The organism is Ruegeria sp. YTSA108, from assembly GCF_059610185.1.
In genome coordinates, this window is sequence record NZ_JBXWND010000009.1 from 19,043 (window position 1) to 31,436 (window position 12,394).

Annotated in this window: 17 protein-coding genes and 2 pseudogenes; 11 read left to right on the forward strand and 8 right to left on the reverse strand. The window is 52.7% G+C overall.

From position 1 onward, the window contains the following. Positions 1 to 213: 213 nt before the first annotated feature. The 3 genes from AC2FHW_RS13360 to AC2FHW_RS13370 all read right to left on the reverse strand — a co-directional run bounded on the left by AC2FHW_RS13360 (position 214) and on the right by AC2FHW_RS13370 (position 2,326). Positions 214 to 1,005, reverse strand: coding sequence for an inositol monophosphatase family protein (locus AC2FHW_RS13360; protein WP_271949871.1), 792 nt, complete (start codon positions 1,003 to 1,005; stop codon positions 214 to 216). 449 nt (positions 1,006 to 1,454) lie between these two features. After that, positions 1,455 to 1,802: a cupredoxin domain-containing protein gene (locus AC2FHW_RS13365; protein ID WP_416383926.1), complete on the reverse strand. Its 348-nt coding sequence runs from the start codon at positions 1,800 to 1,802 to the stop codon at positions 1,455 to 1,457. Then, the gene (locus AC2FHW_RS13370) at positions 1,802 to 2,326 is read right to left on the reverse strand and encodes a DUF4142 domain-containing protein (protein WP_142637641.1); all 525 of its coding nucleotides are present in this window, start codon (positions 2,324 to 2,326) and stop codon (positions 1,802 to 1,804) included. The genes AC2FHW_RS13365 and AC2FHW_RS13370 overlap by 1 nt, the downstream gene beginning before the upstream one ends. A 139-nt stretch (positions 2,327 to 2,465) precedes the next feature. Here AC2FHW_RS13370 and AC2FHW_RS13375 point away from each other — a divergent pair, with 139 nt between their 5' ends. Next, on the forward strand, positions 2,466 to 3,419 hold the full coding sequence (locus tag AC2FHW_RS13375) for an AraC family transcriptional regulator (protein WP_142637643.1): 954 nt from the start codon (positions 2,466 to 2,468) through the stop codon (positions 3,417 to 3,419). Between the two features lie 60 nt (positions 3,420 to 3,479). Here the strand turns inward: AC2FHW_RS13375 and AC2FHW_RS13380 are convergent. Continuing rightward, positions 3,480 to 3,578: pseudogene (locus AC2FHW_RS13380) on the reverse strand (IS6 family transposase); the annotation flags it as partial. 141 nt (positions 3,579 to 3,719) lie between these two features. Here AC2FHW_RS13380 and AC2FHW_RS13385 point away from each other — a divergent pair. The 8 genes from AC2FHW_RS13385 to AC2FHW_RS13420 are packed head-to-tail and all read left to right on the forward strand — an operon-like array spanning position 3,720 to position 8,692. Continuing rightward, positions 3,720 to 4,139 carry a group III truncated hemoglobin gene (locus tag AC2FHW_RS13385; RefSeq protein ID WP_281973920.1) on the forward strand — a complete coding sequence of 140 codons (420 nt, stop codon included), beginning with the start codon at positions 3,720 to 3,722 and terminating at the stop codon, positions 4,137 to 4,139. Further along, complete coding sequence (locus AC2FHW_RS13390) at positions 4,136 to 4,876, forward strand: DUF2189 domain-containing protein (protein ID WP_142637647.1); 741 nt, start codon at positions 4,136 to 4,138, stop codon at positions 4,874 to 4,876. Before AC2FHW_RS13385 ends, AC2FHW_RS13390 begins: the two co-directional genes overlap by 4 nt. Then, positions 4,877 to 5,167, forward strand: coding sequence for a TehB-like domain-containing protein (locus tag AC2FHW_RS13395; RefSeq protein ID WP_142637649.1), 291 nt, complete (start codon positions 4,877 to 4,879; stop codon positions 5,165 to 5,167). Beyond that, positions 5,157 to 6,776 (forward strand): cytochrome-c oxidase, cbb3-type subunit I, encoded by a 1,620-nt coding sequence (ccoN, locus tag AC2FHW_RS13400; protein WP_496822057.1) that lies wholly within the window; start codon positions 5,157 to 5,159, stop codon positions 6,774 to 6,776. Before AC2FHW_RS13395 ends, ccoN begins: the two co-directional genes overlap by 11 nt. Before the next feature lie 6 nt (positions 6,777 to 6,782). Continuing rightward, positions 6,783 to 7,514: a cytochrome-c oxidase, cbb3-type subunit II gene (gene ccoO, locus AC2FHW_RS13405; protein WP_271949886.1), complete on the forward strand. Its 732-nt coding sequence runs from the start codon at positions 6,783 to 6,785 to the stop codon at positions 7,512 to 7,514. Beyond that, positions 7,511 to 7,678, forward strand: coding sequence for a cbb3-type cytochrome c oxidase subunit 3 (locus AC2FHW_RS13410; protein ID WP_271949887.1), 168 nt, complete (start codon positions 7,511 to 7,513; stop codon positions 7,676 to 7,678). Before ccoO ends, AC2FHW_RS13410 begins: the two co-directional genes overlap by 4 nt. Beyond that, complete coding sequence (gene ccoP, locus AC2FHW_RS13415) at positions 7,669 to 8,541, forward strand: cytochrome-c oxidase, cbb3-type subunit III (protein ID WP_496678065.1); 873 nt, start codon at positions 7,669 to 7,671, stop codon at positions 8,539 to 8,541. The genes AC2FHW_RS13410 and ccoP overlap by 10 nt, the downstream gene beginning before the upstream one ends. 25 nt (positions 8,542 to 8,566) lie before the next feature. After that, the gene (locus AC2FHW_RS13420; RefSeq protein WP_496678063.1) at positions 8,567 to 8,692 is read left to right on the forward strand and encodes a hypothetical protein; all 126 of its coding nucleotides are present in this window, start codon (positions 8,567 to 8,569) and stop codon (positions 8,690 to 8,692) included. 33 nt (positions 8,693 to 8,725) lie between these two features. Here the strand turns inward: AC2FHW_RS13420 and AC2FHW_RS13425 are convergent, their stop codons facing one another. Further along, positions 8,726 to 9,190 carry an RrF2 family transcriptional regulator gene (locus AC2FHW_RS13425; protein WP_281973916.1) on the reverse strand — a complete coding sequence of 155 codons (465 nt, stop codon included), beginning with the start codon at positions 9,188 to 9,190 and terminating at the stop codon, positions 8,726 to 8,728. 106 nt (positions 9,191 to 9,296) lie between these two features. Between AC2FHW_RS13425 and AC2FHW_RS13430 the strand changes: the two genes are divergently transcribed. Next, entirely contained in the window at positions 9,297 to 9,554 is a 258-nt protein-coding gene (locus AC2FHW_RS13430; RefSeq protein WP_271950105.1) for a hypothetical protein, read from the forward strand. After that, positions 9,487 to 10,116 (forward strand): annotated as a pseudogene (gene katE2, locus AC2FHW_RS13435) (catalase KatE2); the annotation flags it as partial. The gene AC2FHW_RS13430 and the pseudogene katE2, both read left to right, overlap by 68 nt. A gap of 124 nt (positions 10,117 to 10,240) precedes the next feature. Here the strand turns inward: katE2 and AC2FHW_RS13440 are convergent. From AC2FHW_RS13440 to AC2FHW_RS13450, 3 genes are all read right to left on the reverse strand, one after another. Then, a complete protein-coding gene (locus AC2FHW_RS13440) occupies positions 10,241 to 10,813 on the reverse strand; it encodes a TetR/AcrR family transcriptional regulator (RefSeq protein ID WP_271949897.1) in 573 nt (190 codons plus the stop codon). Further along, on the reverse strand, positions 10,810 to 11,349 hold the full coding sequence (locus AC2FHW_RS13445; protein ID WP_271949899.1) for a dihydrofolate reductase family protein: 540 nt from the start codon (positions 11,347 to 11,349) through the stop codon (positions 10,810 to 10,812). The genes AC2FHW_RS13440 and AC2FHW_RS13445 overlap by 4 nt, the downstream gene beginning before the upstream one ends. A gap of 71 nt (positions 11,350 to 11,420) precedes the next feature. After that, a complete protein-coding gene (locus AC2FHW_RS13450) occupies positions 11,421 to 12,293 on the reverse strand; it encodes a LysR substrate-binding domain-containing protein (RefSeq protein WP_281973212.1) in 873 nt (290 codons plus the stop codon). Positions 12,294 to 12,394 lie beyond the last annotated feature (101 nt).

Below are 12,394 nucleotides of genomic sequence, written 5' to 3' on the forward strand. Positions count from 1 at the left end.
TATCGTTCGAACAGTCCTGTCAATCGTCAAAAACCACGACAGATAGACTTGGCCATTTTAAACCACGGCGCGGTCGGAACACTGCTTTGATGCCATCTTGCAGGGAAGAAAATCGATCGGCTGTTTGTGCAACCTGGGCAGGGCCACTTCTGGCGCGCGGATATTAAAACTCTTCAACCTGAATTCGGGTCGAGCCCGATTACCTGAACGACGTCATTCGTTCCAAGCGTCGTCGCAGATCATTTTCAAGGTCCCGAACACGGCCGGTGTGCCAGCGATCACGCGACCACCGTCCCGGATCATCCCGTCGGCGTCTTGATCCTCGATCTCGCCACCTGCTTCGGCGATCATCAACTGACCGGCGAGGCAATCCCAGGCGTTCATGTGCTCTTCAATGTACCCCAATAGACGTCCCGCCGCGACATAGGCCAGCGAAAGCGCACCGCTTGCATTGCGATGATAGAGAGCGCCACGTTCGATAAGGGCCGCAATCACCGGAATGACCTTTGATGCTTCGACCCGGTTCGAATAGCCAATTGAGACGGTTCCACTTGCAAGTTCCACGCTTGAGGCAACCTGCATGGCGTGTCCATTCAAAGTGGCACCTTCGCCTCGGACCGCCACGTAAGTTTCACCAACGTTTGGCTCGAAAATCACACCGACCTGCGTCTGACTGTCCGAAACGCCCGCTAAGACAATCGTCCAGGCCGGAATACCATTGACGAAGTTTGTTGTTCCATCAATCGGATCGATCACCCAGTCAAAACCGCTGGAGCCAGCTTTTTCCGCGTGTTCTTCGCCATAAATCCCATCATCGGGAAAAGAGTTCACAATCTTTTGGCGAATGAAGGTCTCGACGTTGCGATCCGCCTCGCTGACCCAGTCTTGCGCGCCTTTTTGATCAATGACCAAGGTATCTCTGGAAGCAAAATACTCTAGTGCAAGCGCGCCTGCCTCTTCTGCTACCGCAACGGCGAAGTTTCTTCGTGCAATGATGTTATGCATAGGTCGGCTCACTTCCTGCTAAATGCAAAACCATCCCTAGTGGATGGGGTGTCAGAACACAAAACAGTGTTTGCCAGACAGAAATCCACTTTCTTCGAGTCGCCCGAGTTTCTGTCGAAAGAATATGCCAATTAAAGCACTCATTCACTTCCGTGCAGTGAAGTCGCCTATTGCTGGTGACCATTGCCGGATTTTGAGAACGCTGCATCGCAGCACTTGAAGTTGCGATGACGGTCCGCTTCGGGCTGCCTGCGAGAGCGGCCCAGAGATATTATATTTCAATGGCTTCGGAGATAGCCTAGGCATCTTCGAGTTCAACACCAAGATACCTGACCGTGCTGTCCATCTTTGTGTGCCCCAACAGAAGCTGGAAGGCGCGAAGCCCAAAGCTCCATATGCTGCGCCCTGCATCATAGTCCGCTTTCGTTCAGTCGATCCAATGAGTCAAATCACATGATCACTATTGTTCCATTCATATGTGGATGAAACGCACAGAAATATTTTGTTTCCATACCTTTAGTAACCTCAACTTTGGCGCTGACACCGTTTGGGATCTCCCCAGTGTCCCATCCGAACTCATCGGCTGTGGCCGTATGTGGTGCCAGATCTTCATTGGTCCATTGAATGGTATCACCAACAGACACGTTCAGAAGCTTTGGCGTGAATGCGAATGCTTTGATCCTAACTTCGTGGACTACGGGTTCTGCCGCCCGGGCTCGCGTTCGGGTTAAAGCGAGAGCGGCCGCCGATGCGACCGCTCCAACCATTACGCGACGGCGTGAATGGGCTTTTCCCATCACTGCAGTGCCTCGACCATCATTTCGGCGTGGCCTTCATGGGCTTTAAAGATCTCAAGTCCCTGCTCGAACAGAGCCTTCACCTCGGCATTGTCGATATTGGGGATCATTGTGTTCTCCACCAGATCATTCACCGCCTGGTGATAGGCCAATTCATTGGCTGCATAAGCGGCATCAAACTCTGCTCCACGCAGCTTGACGAAGCCATCGATGATCTCTTCGGCATTGGCATTCAGCGTTTGGCTGAACGCATTGTCCTGCGCTGACACGCCCAGTTTTTCGAGCAGGCCCAAGGCCGCTTCATTCACGGCAGTATGGTCGCGGATCATCGTGTTTGCGAATTCATGGATGTCGGGGTTCGACGACAAAGCTAGCGCCAGATAGGCATACCGAATGTCGATGTTATCGGCCGTATAGGCAATGTGAGCGTATTCGAGATCGCTCATCTCGGCGACGTCCTGCGCAGAGGCTTGAGCGCCAGTCATGGAAAGTGCCACAGCAAATGCGGAAATCAGTTTCTTCATTTTGGAGACTCCACTGAGTGTTACGATGGCAATAGGAGTAATCCGAACCGGGAAGTGAGATATATGCGGGAACGTTCGATTTTCTGTGCAGATCGTTCAAGCTGCTGTACAAAAACGCCAAATAATGCCATGAAAATGCATGCTTGATTTGCTTAGCGATATCCTTACGAAACTGTCTGTTCAAGGCGCGCTCTATTTTCGAACTTCGTTGACCACCCCTTGGGGGATTGAAGTTCCCAAGTTCAATAACGTCGCCCGATTTCATTTTGCTCATAGGGGCAATTGCCTGATCGAAGTTGAAGGATATGAAAAAGTGGTGGGGCTGGAGCAGGGCGATCTGTTGATTGTTCCGCATGGCGCGTCACACAAGTTGTACTGCGCGGCTGAAACAAGAGATGCAGTTTTGCCGCTGGACACGGTAATCGAGCGGTCGGGATACACTGGAACTGGGGTTCTGGTTTACGGCGGCGACGGCGATGAACGTGACACGCAACTTATCTGCGGCCATTTTTCATTCGACCCTCATGCAAAACACATACTGTTGGAACGCCTTCCACCGATCATTCACCTAAGGAATTACGGGGAATCCGCTGGAAAATGGATGGAGGCGACACTGCGCATGATCGGAGATGAGGCCGGGGGTCTTCGCCTCGGTGGCGATCTCATTGCTTTGAAGATGTCAGAAGCCATTCTTGCGCAGGCAATACGTTCGTTTGTGGAAAGTGACGAATCCTCGAGGTGGGGCTTGAACGGATTCTCTGATCACCATCTGGCTCGGGCTCTTGACGCGTTTCACAAGGATCCAAGCGCATCCTGGACGATAGAAACAATGGCGCGCATTGCAGGCATGTCACGAACAAACTTTGCGGTTCAGTTTCAGAAAAAGATGGCGATGTCGCCAATGCAATACGTAACAGCTTGGCGGCTGGAGATCGCGAAACGCTGTCTTACTGACCCATCAAGTTCTGTTTCGGATGCGGCAGAACGCGCTGGATACGCATCGGATTCTGCTTTTGCACGCGTTTTCAAGAGGGAAATTGGCCTCTCACCTGCCGGCTTCCGTCGGCAGATCACATTATCATCGGCGCAATAAACCGGACGGGATCTGTTGCGAAGTTTTAACTTGCCACAGTGATATCTTTGTACCGGCGGACTAAGCCGCCAGCTCCGTAAATTGCCGAAACGGACAGACACCGGGCGTGATTTGCCCTTTGCGGATTATGTGCACCACTTCTATTCCGTCGAGCGTTTTGCCGTGGTTGTCGACGGCTGGGTAAAGATAGACCCACGCGCCTTTCCCCTTGATGTTGATCACACCATTCACGCTATAATAGGTATTGACAATACCTATTATAGCACACAGATAGTGAGGCGTATCGTTAAGGTAGATCCGATGACTCGTACCATGCCAATTCGGCCACATATGTTTGACATCACAGCGGATGAAATCGCGACTTTGGTCAACCAGTTCTATGCGCGCATCAGAGTGCATCCTGATCTGGGGCCGGTATTTGACAGGGCAATCGAAGATTGGCCGGAACACGAAGAAAAGATCGCAGCCTTTTGGCGCGGCGCCATTCTACGAGAGGCAGGCTATTCGGGTAACCCGATGCAGGTTCACCTGGCGAACTCTGAAATCCTACCAGAACATTTTCGCCTGTGGCTCGACCTGTTCGAAGACACCGCAAAAAAAGCCCTTAAACCTGCAACCGCCGAAGCGTTCTCTCATTTGGCCACCAGGATCGGTAAGGGCTTGTCATTCGGAATTGAGAACTTTCGTCGTGAGGCTGACACTCCACCGGTGTTGTCATGACGGTCTCTGTCTATACCAAAGCTCAGGTCATCTCTGATCCTCCCGCACGCGTTGTCAAACGTTGGCTGCAGGCGGGCTGGGGCGACGTGAAACGCAACCCGGGATATTCCTTGCTTTACGGTGGTTCACTCGTAGTTCTGGGGTGGATTTGCATTGCGGCCCTGATGCTCAACGATCTTGGTTGGGTTTTGTTGCCTTTGCTAGCTGGCGGCGTTTTGGTCGGACCACTTGCAACGATTGGTCTTTATTCCGTAGCAAGCGGTAAAACAGGGCTCAGAGCGGCCACGGGTCAGATTACGTTGGTGGGCGTCATACTGATGGTTTTTGCTCTCATCTGGATTCGCGCGGCCACAGTTATGTTCGCCATAGTCTACGGGCTGCGCCCATTCTCAAGCTTCGCAGATACGCTGCTTTTGCTGATTACTACGCCATCAGGATGGGCGCTGTTAATCGCAGGATCATTGGTTGGCGGGCTGTTTGCGGCATTAGGGTTTGCGGTGTCAGCGTTTTCATTGCCAATGCTGATCGACCGCAAGATCGATGGCTTCTCGGCTATGGGGCTCAGTTTCAACGCCACCACTCACAACTTCAAGCTTTGCTTGTGCTGGGGAGCCATCATCACTCTTTTGACTTTGGTTGGAATACTGTCCGGGCTACTGGGTTTGGTCGTGGTGTTCCCATTGCTCGGGTACGCGACCTGGCATGCTTATGCCGAGCTTTTTCATGGAGATGCATAAATGACCGAAGCGCTTCCAAAAGGCGTGGTGCACTATGCGACCTCGCGGTTCACGCATGAGACATTGCCAGAAAAGCTGCGCAAAGATCACAGCACCAAAGCGGGTGTTTGGGGTCAATTGGCTGTGCAACATGGGCAACTTCTACTGAGCCGGGATGACAAGGGTGATCTGGTTCTGGGCGTTGGGGCCACTGCTGTGTTCGCGCCACAGGAAACTCATTCGGTGAACCCGATTGGCGAAGTTGAGTTTGAAGTACGCTTCCACCGGCAGGAGGCGCCCGATGCAGCGTGAGAGTTTTCTTGAGGATGCTGCCGTCCTGTGTGCCCTTGCTTTGATCTTTGTCGGTGGCGTAGCCATACTTGGCTGGGGGGTTCCTACCGCCTACGTGCTGCACGGTTGGTTGATCGAAATAGCCGCTGGTTGGGGGTTGATGTGGATGATCAACCGTTTGAGCGAGACCCCAAAGGACATCCCTTTAGAATACAATGACAAGGTCATTCGGTTTGGTGTCATCGCCGCGCTGATTTGGGCAATCATAGGGTTCACGGTTGGCGATATCCTCGCCTGGCAGTTGGCGTTTCCAGCACTGAACGGTGATATGTTCTGGTCGAACTTCGGCCGGTTGCGCCCGGTTCATACATCTGCCGTGATTTTTGGTTTTGGTGGCAACGCGTTAATCGCGACGTCGTTTTATGTGGTCCAACGTACCTCGCGCGCCAGATTGGCCAGTGAATCGCTGCCCTGGATGGTGTTCTGGGGGTACAATCTGTTCATGGTCCTTGCGGCGACCGGCTACCCCTTGGGGATCACCCAATCGAAGGAATATGCCGAACCGGAATGGTATATGGATCTGGTTTTGCTGATCGTCTGGGTTGGTTATCTAGGTCTGTACCTAAAGACGCTCTCTCGCCGGGCCGAACCGCATATATATGTGGCTAACTGGTACTACCTGGCCTTCATCGTCGTCATCGCGATGCTGCATACGGTGAACAACCTCTCGGTTCCGGTTTCCATTGCCTATCCCAAAAGCTACTCGCTGTTTTCCGGCACACAGGATGCAATGACGCAATGGTGGTATGGGCACAATGCTGTTGGCTTCCTGCTGACCGCCGGGTTCCTAGGGATGCTGTATTACTTCTTGCCCAAAGCTGTGAACCGGCCAATCTACTCTTACCGAATGTCAATTGTTGGCTTCTGGGGGATCACCTTCCTGTATCTCTGGGCTGGCTCACATCACCTTCACTACACGGCGCTACCGGACTGGGTTCAGTACCTTGGCATGACCATGTCGATCATCCTGCTGGTCCCCAGCTGGGCCTCTGTGTTCAACGGAATCCTTACGATCAACGGGGCTTGGGATAAGGTCCGGACGGATCCGGCGGTCCGGTTTATGATGGTCGCGATTCTGTTCTACGGACTGTCGACATTCGAAGGGTCGTTCATGGCGATCCGTCCGGTCAATTCGCTGAGCCACTACACGGATTGGACCGTCGGCCACGTACATGCCGGCGCGTTGGGCTGGGTCGCCTTCATCACCTTTGGTGCCATGTATAAAATGGTGCCCTGGATTTGGAAACGAGATGGCGTGTATTCATTGCGGCTGGAGGCATGGCACTTCTGGCTCGCCCTGAGCGGGACGCTGATTTACGTCGGCGCAATGTGGAACAGTGGCATCACACAATCGCTGATGTGGCAGACCTATGATGCGGATGGTGCGTTTCTTTATTCCTTCCTCGACAGTGTGATCGCAATGCATCCTTACTATGTCGCCCGTGCGATCGGGGGGCTGCTGTATCTGATCGGAGCGTGCATCGGTGCATACAACATCTACATGACGGTCAGTGGGCCGCGGCAAGCCGAGACCAGGCAATCCGGACCTTTGGTCCAGCCGGCGGAGTAGCAGCCCATGAGTACACAACACCAAAAGCTTGAACGCCATTCACTTGGCTTTGCGATGGCCATCCTGCTGGTTGCATCAATCGGTGGCATTGTTGAAATCGCCCCTTTGTTCACCATCGAAAACACGGTGGAAGAAGTCGACGGCATGCGGCCCTACACTCCGCTGGAACTAGCCGGGCGCGATATTTATGTGCGCGAGGGCTGCTATGCCTGCCACAGTCAAATGATCCGCACCCTACGGTCGGACATCGAACGATATGGGCACTACAGCCTGGCCGCCGAAAGCATGTATGACCACCCTTTCCAATGGGGCTCGAAACGTACAGGGCCGGACTTGGCGCGAGTTGGCGGTAAATACTCTGACGCATGGCATGTGGCGCATCTGGAAGCGCCGCGAGAGCTGGTGGAAGGCTCGATCATGCCTGGTTATGCGTTTTTGTCTGACGCGCGGCTGGAAACAGGCCACCTGCCTGCCTCTTTAAGAGCCCTTAGCCGCGCCGGGGTGCCTTACACAGATGCTCAGATCGAAAATGCGGAAAAGGATGCTGCATGGCAAGCAGATGCCGAGCAATATTATGAAGGTGAACTGCAAGAAAGTTACGGTGAAAACGTTCAGGTCAGGGATTACGACGGGCACCCGAGTGAGTTGACGGAAATGGATGCCCTTGTGGCCTATCTGCAGGTTCTTGGCACATTGGCCGATCTGGATTCGTTAAACCTTGAGGAGGTTCAGAGATGACACATGATACGGTTCTCGTTTTCTCCAAGACCTGGGGTGCAATCTACCTGCTGGTCGTCTTCCTTGCCGCAGTTGTCTGGACCTACTGGCCCTCACGGCGAAAAGTCTACGATGACGCTGCGCAATCTCCGCTGGACGATCAGGAGGATCAGCCGTGGCGCTAAAGGAAAAGGATCCGGTTTCCGGTACTGATCTGACCGGCCACGAGTGGGACGGTATCAAAGAGTTGGACACACCTGTTCCCTGGGCGGCCCGATGGGCTTTGTGGATCAGTATCATCATCGCAGCACTGTTTTGGGTGTTCTACCCATCCTTCCCAGGTGCGCGCGACTATGCAAAAGGGCTGTTGGGGTATTCATCCCGATCAGAGGTTGTTGCAGAACTTCAGCAAGCGAATGCTGATCGTGAAATGACATTTGCGCCTTTTGCGTCACAGGATCTCGAAGAACTGGCCGCAGACCCAACACTGGAGGCAAGGTATAGCGCGTCGATTTCCAAGCTTTACGCTGACAATTGTGCCGCTTGTCACCGGAATGATCTGAAAGGGCAGCCTGGTTTTCCCAATTTGGTAGACGGACATTGGCTGTGGTCAGGCGCACCGGAAGAGGTTGAGGCGACCATACGCTATGGGATCAATGCGCAGCATGACGATACACGGATTGCACAGATGATGGCGTTTGGCGCAGACGGTATGATCGAAAAGCAGCAGGTTGAAGAGGTTACAGAATTTGTCTTGGCCCTCTCTGGAAAGCAGCATGATGCGACGGCGGCTGGCGCCGGTAGATTGATCTTCGAAGAAAACTGTGCGGCCTGTCATGGCGATGACGGGCGCGGGGGCTATGAAATCGGCGCGCCCGATCTGGGTGATGAACGCTGGATCTATGGAGGCGACCGGGATGAGATTTACCATAGCATTTATTACGGTCGGCAAGGTGTGATGCCTGCGTGGGAAGGACGTCTGAGCGACGCCCAGATTCGAATGCTCACGTTGTATCTACTGTGGAATGCAGAAGATGCACCAAGTTGAAGAAAATCCACGATTCCGAAGGGCAATGTATCTGATGATACTGGCCCTTCTGGTCGGCTACATCGGGTTCAAGGCATGGCACCTTTCCGTGGCTTTCGAGGCATGGGAAGGACAGGCGATTGTAAAGGCTGTGCCTGGCGCGGCCAAGTAACAATCAAATTATTATAGGACTACAGTTTGCGTATTAATCGCTTGATGCCAGCGCATGACTGACTTCCAACGCTCGGATCAGGTTTTTCATGCCACGGTTTCCTTCCAATACGTCCTGTAAAGTCTTGGTGTCCAAGGCAGCAAAAAACGCCTCCTGAGCTTCGTTCAGAATTGGCAACAATCCACAAGCGGGCGTCATTACACAACAGCCGCCGTCTTCCTTCATGCATTCCACCAAAGGTGTGCCGCGTTCGGATTTTCGTAGTAGGCCGCCAATCGATATCGCATTGGGAGGTAGGGCCATACGCATGCCACCGTTGCGCCCACGCATGGATTCTACATAGCCCTCGTGTGTAAGCCACTGCGAGATCTTGGCCAGGTGATTGAAGGGCAAGTTTTGCATAGCCGCGATCTCACGCGTCGACATCAACCCTTCTTCGTGGGTGGCAAGATGGATCAGGATGCGCAGGGCATAGTCGGAGAACTTGGTAATTTGCATAGTTATTCTTCCCATAAAAAATAGGCTTTGAAAATGCCTATTTTATTGACATCTTTTTCTTGCCCTTATAATAGGTATTTAGAATGCCTAATAGGAGAGATGGCTCATGCAGCCCGTTGTGTTATTGATCTCGCTGATCCTGATGGCAGTGCTGTCACTTGTCTTCTGGTTGGCCGTGCGGGCTTCTGATGGGCCGGAACCCGGACCCAAGGCCAACTCGAAACGTTCGGGCTTGATCTGGGCAATGACGATTGTCGGCGTAATTGTTGCGGTTGGCACATTGCGACCGTGGCCACATGCCGTACGGTACATTCACAGTGACCCACGACATCACCCGCTATACACGCGCCAAATTGTTCTCTGATGTTGGCAAGAAAACGGATCTCTTCCTGCGCTTCTCGACCGTTGCAGGAGAACGCGGCGCAGCGGATGCGGAACGGGACATCCGAGGCTTTGCGGTAAAGTTCTACACTGAAGAGGGCAATTGGGATCTAGTTGGGAACAATACCCCTGTGTTTTTCCTTCACGATCCGCTGAAGTTTCCCGATCTTAATCATGCCGTCAAACGTGATCCGCGAACGAACATGCGCGGTGCGGAAAACAATTGGGACTTCTGGACTAGCCTTCCCGAAGCTTTGCTTCAGGTGACGATTGTCATGTCTGATAGGGGGCTTCCTGCAACCTACCGACACATGCACGGCTTTGGCAGCCACACATTCAGCTTTATCAACTCGGATAACGAACGTTTCTGGGTCAAGTTCCATTTCAAAACCCAGCAAGGGATCAAAAACCTCACTGATGAGGAAGCCGCGCAGATCATCTCTGGTGACCGTGAAAGCCATCAGCGTGATCTTTTCGACGCTATCGAAGACGGTGATTTTCCCAAATGGACGCTCTATGTCCAAGTCATGCCAGAGAAGGATGCGGGTAAGCCTTAGCTTCGATGAAAGTTAGTAGCCTTGGGGCAGAACTACTTGACGTTAGGGTCAGAATCGAATGACGCAAACTGCTCATTGCTTGAGGACACCCTCTGATGGGCATGTTTTCATATCACGTCTCCGCGAAGTCACCCGCCGCTTGCGCAAGAATCCAGTCAACCCCACGCAGAAAATCGTCTATTGTCAGGGGATTGTCTTCTCCGCTCGAGGCTGAGAGCACAAACCCATGTGCATAGTCGATCAGCACGTGAACAAGAACATCACCGCCATCGCTGTTTTCGAGTTGGTCCGTGCTGACCTTTAATTCCTCGGCCACGTTCATGAGGTCCGCGCTCATGAGCGTTACATCGTCTAGGATTGCACGGAGTAGATTGGCGTTCTTCAAAGCGCAACCATAGTAAGTCGCCATAATGCAGCGGGCGCGTTTGACCGGGTTGCCACCATTCACTCCATCCAAGACGCCTGCAAAGGCAAGTTCTACCAGATCGGACAATAGTTGCTTCTTGCTACCTGCGTGATAGGTCACGGCCATCGGAGTGACGTCAAGCTGATCGGCAAGTATGCGAAACGATAGCGCATCAACACCTTTGCTTTGGGCGATCGGCAATGCGGCCTGCAGGATCACTTGCTTCGAAAGGCGCTGTGCAGCCTTTGACGGTCGCCCTGGTGGAGAAGCTTTCGTCACCTGGTTTTCAGTCTGTAATCGAGATCTACCAGACCGGAGGAAAAGCTGCTAACCGAAACCAATTCCAGATCAACGTCACCTTCTGTTTTACCAAAGATCCGAATGCCTTCACCGATCAGAATGGGAACCAAGGTAATCCGCATGTCCTCAATCAGCCCGGCTTTGAGGAAGGATTGGATGATTGCACCGCCATCCACATAAACTCGATTGTAACCACGCGCGCCAAAATCCTCCATCAAATCAGTGGGTGTTTTGTCTGAAACTTCAACTCTATCGCGCAGTTCATCTGGAATGCCTGAGGGTTTCATTGAGCGACTGAGAACCACCACCGGTTTCTTGTAAGGCCACTCCCCAAATCCCAGAACTGTCCGGTACGATCCGGACCCCATCACGATCACGTCGACGCTACTCTGAAACGCGGCAAACCCGTGATCTTCGTCTGCAGTGGGTTGCTTTTCCAACCAGTCCAGCCTGTGATCTGGCCTTGCGACAAAACCGTCTAGGCTCATTGCCATCATGATATGTCCTGTGGGCATCCTCTGGCTCCCTGTAATTTATTTATATGCCGTATAATAACGGCTCTGAGGATACTCAAGGGGAAGGAATGTTACGATTGACCCAGAATCCAGTCCAAGAAGGACTGTACTGCGCCGGTTGGTGCGGAGCTATGCGGTTGAACCAAAAAATACCCATAGTCGGGCAGATCGGTTTCCGACAACCGAAACAGTCTTTCAGCATTTAGATCGTCTCGAACCAGATCATCCATCAAAGCTATTCCCTGTCCGTCGATGACTGCTTGCGCCCGGACATTTGGGTCAGGAACGATTAGCGCATCTCTCCTTGATTGTCGGGGAAGCTTTGCGACGTTCAGCCAATCAGACCAGGCGTTGCTGTCATCACGATCTCTCAGCAGCGTAAGATGCGATATTGCCTCTTTCATTCCTAATTCTATCACTAGGTCAGCTGCCGCCCGGTCACCCACAGGATAGGGCGGCATGGGCATGAACGGAGTAACGGTGCCGCCGATCCAATTCCCGCTACCCCACCTGATTGCAAGATCCACATCCTGCATCTCAGCTTCTGAAAACTCGATCATCGGTTGAATGCGAATCTGCACGTCCGGGTGGCTTTGCATGAATGACATCAGGCGTGGCGATAGCCAGCGCGCAGCGAAATAGGTCGAGACGCCAACGGTTAGAGAACGCGTTGAAATCCCCTTTAATGCATGAATTTCAGCTTCGATTTCTTCGTATCGGGTCTGGCAGATCGCGAGCAGTTTTAATCCTTCACCAGTGAGTGTGACACCACGCGATGTGCGCTGGAACAGGATCATCCCAAGATCGGCTTCAAGCGTTTTGATCTGATAGCTGATGGCGCCCTTTGTCATATTGAGCGCCGATGCTGCCGTCGAGAAGCTGGAATAACGAGCAATCTCGGCAAATAGCCTGAGTAAGTCATGGTGATGAAATCGGGTACTCATATTCTTAGTGTACAAATTTTCTAAACGCTAAGAGTAGTTTTTTTCGATTTTCAAACATGTTTTTAAGGTCGACAACCGCATTCAAGCTCGTGGAGCGATGA